This window comes from Bacillus sp. SIMBA_026 (genome assembly GCF_046535335.1).
In the GTDB taxonomy this organism is placed as follows: Bacteria; Bacillota; Bacilli; order Bacillales; family Bacillaceae; genus Bacillus; species Bacillus velezensis.
In genome coordinates, this window is sequence record NZ_JAWRWX010000002.1 from 624362 (window position 1) to 638087 (window position 13726).

The window sequence follows — 13726 nt, forward strand, 5'->3', positions numbered from 1 at the left end:
AAGGGAAGTGCTGTACTTTTGAGTAAATCTGACTCGATCTGGACCAAAGATTTTATTATGGTCGTACTCGTGAATTTATTTGTCTTTGTGTTCTTTTATACATTTTTGGCCGTGCTGCCTATCTATATGATTCAGGAGCTTGGCGGCAGTGAATCGCAGGGAGGGCTTTTGATCAGCCTTTTCCTGTTATCTGCTATTATCACCCGTCCTTTTTCAGGGGCGATTATTGAACGGTTCGGCAAGAAAAGAATGACGATTGTATCCTTGGCGCTGTTCGCCCTGTCTTCTTATCTGTATTTGCCGATACACAATTTCTATCTGCTGCTCGGACTGCGTTTTTTCCAAGGCATCTGGTTCAGCATTTTAACGACGGTTACGGGCGCAATTGCCGCTGACATTATTCCCGCCAAGCGGCGCGGCGAGGGGCTCGGTTATTTTGCGATGTCTATGAACCTTGCCATGGCGATCGGTCCGTTTCTCGGGCTGAGCCTTGTGAAAGTCATTTCGTTTCCGGTTTTCTTTACGATTTTTGCTGTATTTGTTTCTTTAGGCTTGCTGATTGCTTTTATGATTCGTGTGCCGGATCAAAACAACAGCGGAACGACTGTCTTCCGTTTTTCTTTCTCCGACATGTTTGAAAAAGGCGCGCTTAAAATCGCGATTGTCGGGTTGTCCATTTCTTTCTGTTATTCAAGTGTGACTTCATATTTATCCGTTTATGCAAAGACGATCCACCTGTTGGATGTCAGCGGCTATTTCTTCGTCTGTTTCGCCGTAACGATGATGGCCGCCCGCCCTTTCACAGGAAAGCTGTTTGACAGAGTGGGACCGGGAATCGTCATCTATCCGTCGATTATCGTGTTCTCCGCAGGGCTTTGCATGCTGGCGATGACAAACAGCGCCCTCATGCTTCTCTTGTCCGGTGCCGTAATCGGTCTCGGATACGGCTCTATCGTACCGTGTATGCAGACGCTGGCGATTCAGAACTCGCCCGGACACCGTTCAGGCTTTGCGACGGCTACCTTCTTCACTTTCTTTGACAGCGGGATTGCCGGCGGGTCCTATGTATTCGGCCTCTTCGTCGCTTCGGCCGGATTCCATTCGATTTATCTGGCCGCGGGGCTGTTCGTCCTGATTGCTTTACTCCTGTATGGCTGGAGCCAGAAAAAAAGAACGCCGCTTGAAGCGGACGGAAACGTTTCAATCGCAGACTGATATGACAAAAAGCCGGGGGCAGCCCCGGCTTTTTTATTCGGCCGCTCTTTCCTGCGCGATTCGTCCCGCCGCTTTTACATAAGGAGGATGAATGTACATAAGCGCCGTATAACCAAGACATGACAAAATGACACCCGCAAACCAGGAGATATCATAGATGCCGGCGAACGCCGGGACGTACATCCCGATTAAAGAAATAAACGCGCCGAGAAAAGTCGCGGCAAAGGCCCGGTAATTATAGCCTTTGTAATAAGTGTACTGTCCGGTTTCCGAATAAAGGTCTTCAACTGAGAGCTGCCTTTTTCTGATGATAAAATAATCAGCCATCATCACCCCGGCCACCGGTCCGAGCATCCCGCCGATGAGCCCGAGAAACGCATAAACATTCGTGGCGCTCTCCATCAGCTTCCACGGTATTGTGAACAGGGCCAGAACAGCGGTCAAATATCCTCCCCTTCTGAATGTAATATACTTCGGCAGGACATTCGCCAAGTCATAGGCCGGTGACACGATGTTTGCCGCCACGTTAACCGAGACGGCGGCGATGCAAAGCGTGATGACCGAAAGAGCGATAACAAAAGGATTATCAAACCGGGCCAAAATCTCCACCACATCCCAAATCGGTTCTCCGAATGCTACCTGTGATCCGGATGTCACTGTAATGCTCGCAAACGCGAACAGCGCAAACGTTCCCGGCAGGCCGTAAAACTGGCCGCGAATCTGTTCTTTTTGCGACGCGGCGAACCGGGTGAAGTCAGGAATATTCAGAATCAATGTCGCCCATATCCCGATAATGCCCGTCACCCCTGCTGCAAACGGCCAAAACGTTTCAGAAAAGGTATGGAACTTTCCCGGCTGTGAGTAAATCGGTCCGAGCCCGCCGGCAATATCTATCGCCCACCAGACCATGCCGCCGAAGACGAGATAAACAAGCGGGCCCGCCCACACTTCAAATTTTTTGATTGATTCCATGCCGTGCCGCAGCACAAGCAGATGAATGCCCCAAAAGAAAATGAACGACAGAAAGCCCGGCAGATGAAGCCCGAATATATTCCAATCTCCGCCGAGGCTCCCCCAGCCCGGCCATATGTTCAAAAGCAGAATGTGTAAAGCCGTGCTCCCGGCAAATGTTTGAATTCCGAGCCACATGATGGCTGTAAACGCCCTGAGAAGCGCCGGAATGTTAGCGCCGTATATTCCGTAAGAAGCCCTGATAATGACCGGAAACGGCAGGCCGTATTTCGTTCCGGCATGGCCGTTCAAGGCCAAAGCGGCGAACAAAATGAGTGACGCCGTCACGATAATGGCGAGCACCTGCCACGGAGAAAGGCCGATCGCAATGAGCCCGCCCACAGTCGCGTAGGTCGGGATATTATGAATACAGCCCATCCAGATGGATGCAAAATTCACCGCTTTCCATGTCCGTTCGCCGTCTTCTAAAGGCAGTAAATCTTTGTTGCTCAGCCGATCACTCGTTGTTTTTTTCATTTTCTCCCTCCCACATGTACGTTTTCCTTACATCACATGTGATAAAATATAACTGAAAATTCCGTAAATAACATTGGTCGCTGTCGACAATAATCGTTTTGATTTTTGAGCACATTACACAAAAAAAGAGACGGGGAGAGCCCGTCTCTTTTTGTTGCGCCTGCCTGTTAAGAGGCTTTTTTGAGGAGAACCGAAAACCGGAATGCCATCAAAAGGCTTACAGCGCCGACAACGATAAGAATCGTGCCGAGCATATGAAAATGGCCGGCGGTAATTTCTTTTCCGAAAAGAATGCCCAAAATGACAGAAGACAAAATCGAACCGAGATACCGGCAGGTCTGAAACAGGCCGGACGTTGTTCCGACCATGTCGGCGGGGCTCGTTTTCAGCATGGCCGCCTGAAACGTGACATTTCCGAAGCCGTAGCCGACACCCAGCACGGACAGGATCAGCCCTTTTCCTATCATAGGCGCCTGAAGAAAGAAAAACGTTAACAGCACCGCCCCGATCGCGGTCAGACAGGTTCCGGCAACAATCGGCTGAAGAAGCCCTTTCTTATCTATCCATTTTCCGGTCAGGGGCGACACCAGAATACTCATGCCCGACATAAACAGCATAATCAATCCGCTTGTCTGAACGGACAAATGCATTTCATCCTGAAAATAGCTCGGAAGCCCGAAAAAGATGCAGTAAAAGAATATATTCAGCAAAATAAATTGAATATACACCGACGATAGTTTCCGATGCGTTTTAAACAGCCTGACATCAATAAACGGCTTCTCTGTTTTCAGCTCGCGCCAGATAAAGAGCCCGACAAACAAAAGCCCGAATACGCCTTCTGTATAGTGAGGCTTCGTACTGAAGGACAATAAAAACGACAGGAGAAGGATAATCGCTCCGGCAAACAGGAGTATCCCGATCGTATCAAGCTGGCGGAGCACGCCTTTCAAGCCGCCGATCTCGCGTTTTTCATCTTTCGGAAACATATACATTCCGAGAAAAAAGCTGAGAATGATAAACGGCAGATTGACGAAAAAGATTGCCGGCCACCCTCCCCAAACGATCAGAAAACCGCCGAGAGTCGGACCGAGCGCCGTCATGGCTGATGCAAAGATTGACAGGACGGCCAGCGCCGAAGCCTGCTTCTCCTGTATATTTGAACGGATCAATCCGACGCCGGACGGATATATCGCGCTGCTTCCGATCGATTGAAAAAGCCGCATGATCAGCAAAGTCATAAAAGTCGGCGCAAACGGCGCGCCGACCGCCGAGACGGCAACAAGCAGAAGCCCGATCAAAAACAGCTTCTTCCTGCCGAGCATATCACCGAGTTTCCCGGTAACAGGCTGCGCCACCGCGCTGGCAAGATAAAAGGACGATATCAGCCAGGACACCGTTGTAAACGACAGGTGAAATGCATGCTGAATACTGTGAAGCGCAAGAGAAATCATCGACGAGTTCAATGGGTTCAGCATCGTCCCCGAAGCCACGGCCGTCAAAAACAGGACGCGGCTTTTTTTGGAGATTGTCATTTTGTCTGTGCGATAAATTCTTCCGTCGTCCGGCTTCTGCCGATTTTCGGGAAGATAAACTTGAGTGTCGCTTCGTGCTGTTCATCGCTGAATGTCGCCATCGCGTCAGTTACGAAAACTTGCTGATACCCGAGCTGAAAAGCTTCTCGCGCCGTGCTTTCCACACCGATGTTTGTCGCAATCCCGCATAGCACAATCGTGTCGATTCCCCGTCTTCTGAGCTGAAGGTCCAGGTCCGTGCCGAAAAACGCGCCCCACTGCCGTTTTGTTACCGTATAATCGTTTTCTTTCACTCCGATTTCAGGCACAAATTCAGCCCAATCCGCCGGCGGAGCCGAATGCCCCGCCGCCTCTTCATCCGTCAGCGGCTTCAGCGCATCCGCTCCGTCATGAAAATCCACGTTCACAAAGCTGATAAATCCGCCTTTTTCCCGGAACACATCAATTAATTTTTTCGCGTTCGGCACAACGGTACCGCTCTTATCCATCGGCACAATGCCTTTTTGTAAATCAATAATGACCAAAGCCGTTTTTTCAAATTGCAGATTTAATGATGTTGTCATAATGATTCCTCCTGATGCAGTTAGTGTTTCTCACCCCGTTTATTTTACTCTTTCCCGGACAGGATTTCTTCCGCCGTGCTCCGGCGCTCTTTTTATGGATATAAAGTCGCACGGCACCCATTTGAAAAAACAGTATTATGAACGCAAAAAACCATGTCAGATAACCTTACACGAAAATGTTTTATCGTTCTTTTTTCTCTATAATAATGAATTAATCACAATTACATTCTGAATGAGACGGAGGAATACAACATGCAGATGGGCGATACAGTATTTATGTTCTTTTGTGCTTTACTCGTGTGGCTGATGACCCCCGGGCTGGCTTTGTTTTACGGCGGAATGGTAAAAAGCAAAAACGTGCTCAGCACGGCGATGCATAGTTTTTCTTCTCTCGCCATCGTATCCGTCGTTTGGGTTTTGTACGGATATTCACTTGCTTTTGCCCCCGGGAATACATGGCTTGGCGGGATTGAATGGGCGGGGCTGAAGGGGGTCGGCTTTGAACCCGGAAGCTACAGTGATACGATCCCGCATTCCTTGTTCATGATGTTCCAAATGACGTTTGCCGTACTGACGACGGCCATTATTTCCGGAGCATTTGCTGAACGCATGAGATTCAGTGCTTTTCTTGTATTTTCCTTTTTGTGGGCTTCCCTCGTATATACCCCCGTTGCGCACTGGGTATGGGGCGGCGGCTGGATCGGCCAAATGGGCGCTCTTGACTTCGCAGGCGGAAACGTCGTCCACATTTCTTCCGGAGTCGCCGGGCTCGTGCTGGCGATTGTGCTCGGGAAACGCAAGGACGGCACGGCGGCTTCCCCTCACAACTTAATTTACACGTTCTTGGGCGGAGCGCTCATTTGGTTCGGATGGTTCGGCTTCAATGTCGGCAGTGCCCTCACGCTTGACAGTATCGCGATGTTTGCCTTCATTAACACAAACACCGCGGCTGCGGCCGGAATTATCGGCTGGATTTTAATCGAATGGATGCTGAACAAAAAACCGACCATGCTGGGTGCTGTATCAGGCGCTATTGCCGGGCTTGTCGCCATTACGCCGGCTGCCGGGTTCGTTACGCCATTCTCTTCCATCGTAATCGGTTTCATCGGCGGGCTTGTCTGCTTCTGGGGCGTGTATTGGCTCAAAAAGACTTTCGGTTATGATGATGCGCTTGACGCTTTCGGCCTGCATGGAATCGGCGGGACATGGGGCGGCATCGCAACCGGTTTATTCGCCACCACTTCCGTCAATGACGGCGGGGCAAACGGGCTGTTTTACGGCGATCCGGGACTGCTCTGGAAGCAGATTGCGGCCATTGCGGCAACCTATGTATTTGTATTTATTGTCACTTTCGTTATCATTAAAATTGTAGGTCTGTTCATTCCCCTTCGCGCCAGTGAAGAAGAAGAGTCACTTGGGCTTGATTTAACGATGCACGGGGAAAAAGCATATCAGGACTTATAAAGTGAGGAGTGGCTTAGATGAGCGGTCAAATGTTCAAGGTAGAAATCGTTACGCGTCCGGCTAAGTTTGAAACATTGAAACAGGAACTCGGTAAAATCGGAGTCACATCGCTGACCTTCTCCAACGTACACGGCTGCGGCCTTCAAAAAGCCCACACCGAACTGTACCGCGGAGTCAAAATTGAGAGCAATGTGTATGAACGGCTGAAAGTGGAAATCGTTGTCAGCAAGGTTCCCGTTGATCAAGTCGTGGAAACGGCGAAGAAAGTGCTGAAAACGGGAGAGCCCGGAGACGGCAAAATATTCGTCTATGAAATCGGAAACACGATTAATATCCGCACCGGAGAAGAAGGACCAGGAGCTTTATAAACAGGCAGAACGCCCGGAAACAGAAATGTCCCGGGCGTTTTTTCAGGCTTCATTAAAAAGAAGAAACCTTTTTTTCATGCGGGACAGGCCGCTTATGCCGTACGGGTTGTTTTTTCGCATATGTACTGATATTGACCAGTATGCCGCACAAAAACAGCGTCATAATCAATGAAGAACCGCCGTAGCTGATAAACGGAAGCGGCACACCCGTAACCGGGAGAAGTCCGCTCATCGCTCCCAAATTCAATACAACCTGAAACATTAATTGAAACGTAATTCCGATGGCAAGAAGCTTCCCGAACGGGTCATCAGCCCGCACGGCCGTTTTTACGCCGAGAAGCATTAACGCAAAATATAATCCCAAAACGATCAGAACACCGAATATCCCCAGCTCTTCGCTGATCACGGCCATAATGAAATCGGTATGCGCCTCAGGCAGATAGTTCATTTTTTCAACACTGTTTCCAAGTCCTCTTCCGAAAAACCCGCCTCCGGAAATAGCAAAATAGGATTGAATCAGCTGATAGCCGTCCCCGTTCGCGTCACCAAACGGATTGGTAAAGGAAACGAGACGCTTCACACGATAGGAAGCGGAAAATGCGAGATAAACAACCCCCGACACCGCCGTCGCGCCGAGCACGAACAGATGGCGTTTTTTCAAGCCGGCACATAATAAAATCGACCCGCACGCCGCCAGGATTAAGGAAGCCGTCCCTAAATCAGGCTCCGCCAATGTCAGCAGAAAAGCGGTCCCCAAAATCACTAAAGGCGGCAGAACCCCTTTCACAAATTGATGAATGTACGGCTGCTTTTTCGTATATATCGAAGCGAAATACAAAATCATGGCGATCTTCGCCAATTCAGACGGCTGTACGACAAGCGGGCCCGCTCCCAGCCACCTGCGGGAAAAATTCCGCTCCAGCCCGATTCCCGGTATCAATACGAGCAGCAGCAAAACCAGCGAACCGACCACAAACAGCGGTACAAGCCGCGCATACCGCTTATACGGCAGACAGGCGGCAAATAGAAATAAGCATAATCCGATCAGTAAAGAGGTACTTTGTTTATGGAAGAAATAGGATGGATCTCCGTACCGCTGAGACCCCATCACATCACTGGCGCTGTACACCATTAACAAGCCGAATCCGCAAAGCAGCATAATGACAAACACAAGCGGCAGATCGGCGTTTTTCAAACGTTTCAGCAACGGACAAAACTCCTTCGGCTATTCTTTTCCCGCATACTTGACGCACAGTAATACAGTCACGTTTCATTCTGTTTACTTTTTTATGATTATTTTTAATACCAATTGTGTCTCATAGAAAAAAGCATTACACTGTTCATATAAAATAAAGATAAAAGGTGATATTTGTGAATTACGAACTATTTAAAGCGATCAATGGTTTGTCGCACCATAGCGCCATTCTCGACTCTATCATGGTATTTATAACGGAATACGCCATTTACGCCTACGCCCTTTTCCTGCTTGCCATGTGGCTGTTCGGAAGCACAAAAGGCAGACAAAACGCCCTGTACGCGGGCTTCACGGGTGTTGCGGCGCTTATCGTCAACTACCTCATCACGAAAGTCTATATCGAGCCGCGCCCTTTTGTAGAACATACGGTTCATACGCTGATCCCTCATGCCGCGGATGCTTCATTTCCGAGTGACCATACGACAGGCGCTTTGGCGATTTCAATTGCGATTCTGTTCCGCAACAAAAAACTCGGCTGGCCGCTTGTGATTTTCGGCCTTTTGACCGGCTTCTCAAGAATTTGGGTCGGCCACCATTATCCGATCGATGTGCTCGGAAGCATTATCGTTTCACTCATTGTCGGATTCCTGCTGTTCAGATTTTCAAATGTGCTTCGTCCGATTGTCGATCTGATCGTGCGAATCTATGAAAGTATCGTTCATAAAAACAAATCGACAAACCATAATATATAAAAAAAGCCGGCGTCTGTCACAGACTGCCGGTTTTTGTATGTTTGGCTGTATGCTTTTTCCTTTGTAAAGCACAGAATGCGGCAATGCCGAGACTGTCAATCAGCACATCGCGGAGGCATCCGTTTCTGCCGAAAAAGAGCTGGACGATTTCTGTCAGGAAAGCGGCGGCCAATGCATACAGCACCGCCCTCTTCATGCGCCTGCGCTCCCTGAAAAACAAATAGGCGAGCACAAAAAATGAAAACGCGTGCCCAAGCTTTTGAATCGCCGCCTCCGGTATGGCGAGCTCCGCCATATCGAACACAAAGAAACCGGACACATCCGGATGGGGCGTGAAACGGAAGGACACCGTCTGCGACACAATCATATCGTGAAAGCTTTCAGTCAAAGCAGAAACGAAAACAAAGACGAGCCACCCGGCCGCCAGACATTTATTCATTCAGCATCTCCTTCGTTTTCTACTAGTATAAAGGCACATGCGGCAATATGAAAAGCGCCTATCAGAGCTGATAGGCGCTTTGGGATCAAGATTACTTGCCCGAATCTTTCATTGAGCCGTCATCTTTACCATCTGTCTTGTCTTTTGTGCCGTCCTCTTTGTCACCTGGTTTTTCTTCGGTTTCTTTTTTAGGCGTCACATCTTTTTTCTCGGAAGACTGCTGAATTGCCCCTTCCGTTTCTTCTGTCACAGCGTTTTTCTCTTCAGCCGCCGCTTTTTCAATAGATGTTACCGGCTTGTCCATAAAATTGAGCGGGTTCATCGCTACGCCGTCCTTGCGGATTTCAAAGTGCACGTGATTTCCGCTTTCTTCACTGTAAAGGTTTTTTCCGGATTTACCGATGACCTGGTTCTGCTTTACTTTGTCGCCCTGATCGACGCTGACTTCAGATAAAGACTGATAGACAGTAGACAGGCCGTCTGAGTGTTCAATTTCAACTACATACCCCAGTACCGGGTCTTTAGCAGCTTTAACAACCGTACCGCTCAGAGAAGCAGAAACATCAAATGATTTTCCGTCTTTCTCAGCTAAGTCAATTCCTTTACTGAGGCTGTACGTGTTATTATAGTTAACAAGTGCTGCTTCTTTCTCTTTTTTTGCGGCATCAGTTTCATAAAACTTTTTCACAACAGAAACATTTTCAGAATGAGCAGCCGGCATTGCGACGTTTTCCATTGACTTGCCTACTTCGACGGCATCGTCTTTGCCGCTGTCATACGCGGAGTTTCCGCCGTTGTTCGTCAGATTGTCCTTCACATCATTCGAAACGGATTGATACCAAAGGACAGCTGTTAAAATGACGGCCGCACTGACTAAGTAGATTGCAGGGAATATCCAGCGTTTGCGAAAAAACCGCTGAAGTTTTTTGACTTGAGAAGTTTTCTTTTCTTCCTCTCTCATTTGTTCATCACCTCAGCAACATTCTGAACACTTTTCTGAAAATATATACACATCCATAAAAAACTTTTTTGGAAATAGTATGTGCAGATTGCACTTATTTATGTAATGAAATGTGAAGGGAGATCCCGGAATATGAATTTGACCCTGCGCAAAGCCGTATTGGAGGATTTAGATGCGGTGGTGGCCATTTACAACTCGACGATTGCCTCACGAATGGTAACGGCTGATACGGAAGAAGTGACGCCCGCAGACCGGATGGATTGGTTTTTGCGGCACACGGACCGGCGCCCGCTGATGGTCGCGGAAGATGAAACCGGCAAAGTGGCGGCCTGGATCAGCTTTGAAACGTTTTACGGCCGTCCGGCCTATGACAAAACGGCGGAGATCAGCATCTATCTGCATCAGGATTGCCGCGGCAAAGGAGCAGGAAGCTTTCTGCTGAAAGAAGCCCTGGCACTCGCTCCGGCAATCGGCATCCGCAGCCTGATGGCTTTTATCTTCGGACATAATGTGCCGAGCATTAAGCTGTTTGAAAAATTCGGTTTTACCGTATGGGGCGTATTCCCGGGTATCGCCGAAATGGACGGAAAACGATATGACTTGAACATTTTAGGGAGAGAACTGTCATGATCACCATCGATAAAGACAAAGACGAAAACCAGCCGCTCAATAAAAAAGCCCGTTCCCTTGCCGACATCGCCAAATGGGGAAAGATCACCGCCGTGTTTCTGATCATCACGGGCTCTCTTTCCGCTCTGTCAGCGATTGTGACGCTGCTTGGAGCCATTCCGGGGGTTCTGCTCATCATTTCCGGCGTCATGCTGATGCGCTCGGCAAAAGCGGCTGCCGCCCTTCAGGAAGGACTAGAAGAAAACGCGGAAGAAAGTATGCTTGCACATTACGCCTCATTTATCAAAATGCAGTTTTTTTATGCGGCATCCAGTGTGGTATTGGGCATTCTCGCTTTTATTTTAGTCGTCATCTTCGCTGTCATCGGAATTATCGCTTATCACAGCACTGATACGTATGACACGCCTGATTCATATTACTATGAGAACGACCCGGTGTTTGAATGACAAAAAGAGCTGATCGCGCGTCAGCTCTTTTTTAATAAAGCATTTCTTTTTTCCGGTCTTCTTCCGTTAAAAATTCAATAAAGCTCTTCATCGCAGACGGCTCCTCGGCAATCAGCCGGGTATAGGCGCTTTTCCGTTCCTCGGACAGAATATCGCTTTTTCTGATTCTGTTCAGCATATAAAGGCGGATCGTTTTTTGCACCTGTTTCCGCTGATAGCCGGCTTCCTTAAACAACGCAAGACCCAAGGCCGCAAGGAGTGCAAAAATGCCGGCCGACACGAGAGCTCCTCTCCCGGAAGGGGCCTGAATCAAAAGCGATGCCAGATGAAACAGACTAAAAGCGGCGAGCGGAAAAGCAAGAAAACGGTAAATGATGCTTTTTTTCATCAGCGGCGCAATGGCGATTTGTATTTTCTGAATTTCTTTTTTTATGAATCCCGGCAATTGTTCCGCATGCTCCAGCTTCATGCCCTCTCCCCTTTGCTGTCATTTTTGTCTTCTTTTTCATATATGCATATTTTAACGCACCCGGAACTTTCTTTGAAAGAAAACTGCATTCAACTTTGATTCCGGCTCTTTATTCTTTCAAAATGTCAATGTTATAATTTGAAATGGGAATCAGATTACTGCACTTGTCGGAATACTAATGGGCACAGTCTTGATAAATATGATATAGCGGGGTTGCAAAGTGAGCATTTCATTTATTTTATTCGGATTTTTTTTCGTTTTAAATATACTTTTGGCCGTCATCATGATTTTCAAAGAAAGACGCGATGCCAGCGCTTCATGGGCTTGGCTCTTGGTTCTTTTTTTTATTCCCATTTTAGGGTTTATTTTATACCTGTTATTCGGCCATAACCTGAGACGCAAGCATCTGTTTCAATGGGAAGACCGTAAAAAAATCGGGATTGAAAAGCTGCTGAAGTCTCAGCTGAAAGATCTGAAGTCGAGGCAATTCCAATTTAACAACAGAGCGACTGTGGATAATAAAGACCTCATCTATATGCTTGTCATGAACAACCACGCAGTCTTTACAGAGGATAATTCGGTGGAGATTCTGACGGACGGGCGCGATAAGTTCAACCGCTTAATGAAGGACATTTCCAACGCAAAAGATCACATTCACCTTCAATACTATATTTATAAAGGTGATGAACTGGGAAAAAAATTGCGCGATGCCTTAGTGAAAAAAGCACGCGAAGGCGTAAAAGTCAGAGTGTTATATGATGAACTCGGTTCAAGATCACTCAGAAAAAAATTCTTCAAACCGCTGCGGGACGCCGGCGGCCATGTGGAAGTCTTTTTTCCTTCCAGGCTTCGTCCGATTAATTTGCGGCTCAATTATCGGAATCACCGCAAGCTCGTCATCATTGACGGCGAAACCGGCTATGTCGGCGGCTTTAACGTCGGAGATGAATATCTCGGCCTGAATCCGAAATTCGGCTACTGGCGCGATACGCACCTCAGGCTTCAAGGCACGGCGGTACACGCCATTCAGACACGGTTTATCCTCGATTGGAACCAAGCCTCCCATCATCATACGCTCACATACGTTCCGAATCATTTTCCGGAATGCGAGCCGAAGGGCAATGTCGGGATGCAGATTGTCACGAGCGGACCGGATTCAGAATGGGAACAAATTAAAAACGGCTATATCAAGATGATCTCAACGGCCAAACGGTCGATCCTGATTCAGACGCCTTACTTTATTCCTGACTCAAGTCTTTTAGATGCCCTCAGGATCGCCTGTCTGTCAGGCATCGACGTCAAAATCATGATTCCGAACAAGCCGGATCACGCTTTCGTTTACTGGGCGACTTTATCTTACATCGGCGACCTTTTGAAAGCCGGAGCCTCAGTCTACATTTATGACAACGGCTTTATTCATGCAAAAACGATTGTCGTCGATGATGAGACGGCTTCAGTCGGTACGGCGAATATCGACGTCAGAAGCTTCAGACTTAATTTTGAAGTCAACGCCTTTATTTATGACGTCACCATCGCGAAAAAACTCATTTCCTCATTTAAAGAAGATCTGCTCGTCTCCAGAAAATATTCGTATGAAGAATATCAGGAGCGTTCGCTGCGGATCCGCATTAAAGAATCGATTTCAAGACTTCTTTCGCCGATTTTGTAATTCCCGGGGTGTTTCTCGGGAATTTTCTGATATAAAAACGGACACGGCACGAAAAAACACATTTTATATTCAAAAGAATGACCGAATAGTGTATAAATGAAAAGTGAGTATTTTTTTGTAAAGGAGTGCCATAGTTTGAAACCTGAATCAGTGAATCGTTCGCTTATTTCTATTTCGAAATGGGGAAAAGCGACAGGTATTTTATTTATTATCATGGGTGCGTTTGCGGCGCTGTCGGGCGCGTTTTTCTTTTTAATCGGAGCCATTCCCGGCGTTCTGCAGATCATTGCCGGCATTTTTCTGATGCGCTCGGCAAATGAAGCGGGACAGATGGCGGAGCAGTTCAATGAACTGACAGAGGAACATATGCTGGAGAATTATGCAAAGTTCGTGAAAATGCAGGGGATCTACCTGATTGTGACGGTCGGCTTGTCCGTTCTCGGTATTGTTCTCTTTATTGTCCTCATGACGCTCGGCATCATGGACGGCGTGTTTAATAATATTGATGCCAATACATATTAAAAAGGAAAATCCC

At 47.8% G+C, this 13726-nt stretch carries 15 protein-coding genes; 8 read left to right on the forward strand and 7 right to left on the reverse strand.

Annotation, left to right across the window (positions count from 1 at the left end; genetic code table 11):
- Window positions 1–18: 18 nt before the first annotated feature.
- Window positions 19–1215, forward strand: a complete 1197-nt coding sequence (locus tag SB847_RS13900; protein ID WP_014419077.1) for an MFS transporter — start codon at window positions 19–21, stop codon at window positions 1213–1215.
- Between the two features lie 33 nt (window positions 1216–1248).
- On the opposite strand, the gene SB847_RS13905 is transcribed toward SB847_RS13900, so the two are convergent.
- The 3 genes from SB847_RS13905 to SB847_RS13915 form a co-directional block, all read right to left on the reverse strand.
- The gene (locus SB847_RS13905) at window positions 1249–2703 is read right to left on the reverse strand and encodes an NCS1 family nucleobase:cation symporter-1 (protein WP_045209105.1); all 1455 of its coding nucleotides are present in this window, start codon (window positions 2701–2703) and stop codon (window positions 1249–1251) included.
- Between the two features lie 167 nt (window positions 2704–2870).
- On the reverse strand, window positions 2871–4235 hold the full coding sequence (locus SB847_RS13910; RefSeq protein WP_410563905.1) for an MFS transporter: 1365 nt from the start codon (window positions 4233–4235) through the stop codon (window positions 2871–2873).
- The gene (locus SB847_RS13915) at window positions 4232–4798 is read right to left on the reverse strand and encodes an isochorismatase family protein (RefSeq protein ID WP_007614320.1); all 567 of its coding nucleotides are present in this window, start codon (window positions 4796–4798) and stop codon (window positions 4232–4234) included. The genes SB847_RS13910 and SB847_RS13915 overlap by 4 nt, the downstream gene beginning before the upstream one ends.
- Window positions 4799–5050: 252 nt before the next feature.
- Here SB847_RS13915 and SB847_RS13920 point away from each other — a divergent pair, with 252 nt between their 5' ends.
- The gene (locus tag SB847_RS13920) at window positions 5051–6262 is read left to right on the forward strand and encodes an ammonium transporter (RefSeq protein ID WP_003151223.1); all 1212 of its coding nucleotides are present in this window, start codon (window positions 5051–5053) and stop codon (window positions 6260–6262) included.
- A gap of 17 nt (window positions 6263–6279) precedes the next feature.
- Window positions 6280–6630, forward strand: coding sequence for a P-II family nitrogen regulator (locus tag SB847_RS13925; protein ID WP_003151222.1), 351 nt, complete (start codon window positions 6280–6282; stop codon window positions 6628–6630).
- A 52-nt stretch (window positions 6631–6682) separates the two neighbouring features.
- On the opposite strand, the gene ftsW is transcribed toward SB847_RS13925, so the two are convergent.
- Window positions 6683–7837, reverse strand: a complete 1155-nt coding sequence (gene ftsW / locus SB847_RS13930) for a putative lipid II flippase FtsW (RefSeq protein ID WP_015418402.1) — start codon at window positions 7835–7837, stop codon at window positions 6683–6685.
- Window positions 7838–8001: 164 nt separating this feature from the next.
- Here ftsW and SB847_RS13935 point away from each other — a divergent pair, with 164 nt between their 5' ends.
- Window positions 8002–8577, forward strand: a complete 576-nt coding sequence (locus SB847_RS13935; RefSeq protein WP_061860945.1) for an undecaprenyl-diphosphatase — start codon at window positions 8002–8004, stop codon at window positions 8575–8577.
- 16 nt (window positions 8578–8593) lie between these two features.
- On the opposite strand, the gene SB847_RS13940 is transcribed toward SB847_RS13935, so the two are convergent.
- Together SB847_RS13940 and spoIIQ are read right to left on the reverse strand one after the other, a co-directional pair.
- Entirely contained in the window at window positions 8594–9016 is a 423-nt protein-coding gene (locus SB847_RS13940; protein WP_007407570.1) for a VanZ family protein, read from the reverse strand.
- A gap of 91 nt (window positions 9017–9107) precedes the next feature.
- Entirely contained in the window at window positions 9108–9977 is an 870-nt protein-coding gene (spoIIQ, locus tag SB847_RS13945; RefSeq protein ID WP_007614325.1) for a stage II sporulation protein SpoIIQ, read from the reverse strand.
- A gap of 138 nt (window positions 9978–10115) precedes the next feature.
- Here spoIIQ and SB847_RS13950 point away from each other — a divergent pair, with 138 nt between their 5' ends.
- Together SB847_RS13950 and SB847_RS13955 are read left to right on the forward strand one after the other, a co-directional pair.
- Window positions 10116–10607, forward strand: coding sequence for a GNAT family N-acetyltransferase (locus SB847_RS13950; RefSeq protein WP_105938219.1), 492 nt, complete (start codon window positions 10116–10118; stop codon window positions 10605–10607).
- On the forward strand, window positions 10604–11053 hold the full coding sequence (locus tag SB847_RS13955; protein ID WP_072176879.1) for a DUF5362 family protein: 450 nt from the start codon (window positions 10604–10606) through the stop codon (window positions 11051–11053). Before SB847_RS13950 ends, SB847_RS13955 begins: the two co-directional genes overlap by 4 nt.
- Before the next feature lie 31 nt (window positions 11054–11084).
- Here the strand turns inward: SB847_RS13955 and SB847_RS13960 are convergent, their stop codons facing one another.
- Entirely contained in the window at window positions 11085–11522 is a 438-nt protein-coding gene (locus SB847_RS13960) for a DUF5392 family protein (protein ID WP_014419085.1), read from the reverse strand.
- A 220-nt stretch (window positions 11523–11742) separates the two neighbouring features.
- Between SB847_RS13960 and cls the strand changes: the two genes are divergently transcribed.
- Both cls and SB847_RS13970 read left to right on the forward strand, forming a co-directional pair.
- Window positions 11743–13191 (forward strand): cardiolipin synthase, encoded by a 1449-nt coding sequence (cls, locus tag SB847_RS13965; protein WP_410563914.1) that lies wholly within the window; start codon window positions 11743–11745, stop codon window positions 13189–13191.
- Window positions 13192–13326: 135 nt separating this feature from the next.
- Window positions 13327–13713, forward strand: coding sequence for a DUF5362 family protein (locus tag SB847_RS13970; protein WP_032875973.1), 387 nt, complete (start codon window positions 13327–13329; stop codon window positions 13711–13713).
- Window positions 13714–13726: the final 13 nt, after the last annotated feature.

Coding starts and splice junctions, on each gene's coding strand:
- SB847_RS13915 (WP_007614320.1), bottom strand. CDS start 4,798: ATGACAACATCATTAAATCTGCAATTTGAAAAAACGGCTTTGGTCATT.
- SB847_RS13925 (WP_003151222.1), top strand. CDS start 6,280: ATGAGCGGTCAAATGTTCAAGGTAGAAATCGTTACGCGTCCGGCTAAG.
- SB847_RS13905 (WP_045209105.1), bottom strand. CDS start 2,703: ATGAAAAAAACAACGAGTGATCGGCTGAGCAACAAAGATTTACTGCCT.
- SB847_RS13960 (WP_014419085.1), bottom strand. CDS start 11,522: ATGAAGCTGGAGCATGCGGAACAATTGCCGGGATTCATAAAAAAAGAA.
- SB847_RS13940 (WP_007407570.1), bottom strand. CDS start 9,016: ATGAATAAATGTCTGGCGGCCGGGTGGCTCGTCTTTGTTTTCGTTTCT.
- spoIIQ (WP_007614325.1), bottom strand. CDS start 9,977: ATGAGAGAGGAAGAAAAGAAAACTTCTCAAGTCAAAAAACTTCAGCGG.
- SB847_RS13910 (WP_410563905.1), bottom strand. CDS start 4,235: ATGACAATCTCCAAAAAAAGCCGCGTCCTGTTTTTGACGGCCGTGGCT.
- SB847_RS13955 (WP_072176879.1), top strand. CDS start 10,604: ATGATCACCATCGATAAAGACAAAGACGAAAACCAGCCGCTCAATAAA.
- SB847_RS13920 (WP_003151223.1), top strand. CDS start 5,051: ATGCAGATGGGCGATACAGTATTTATGTTCTTTTGTGCTTTACTCGTG.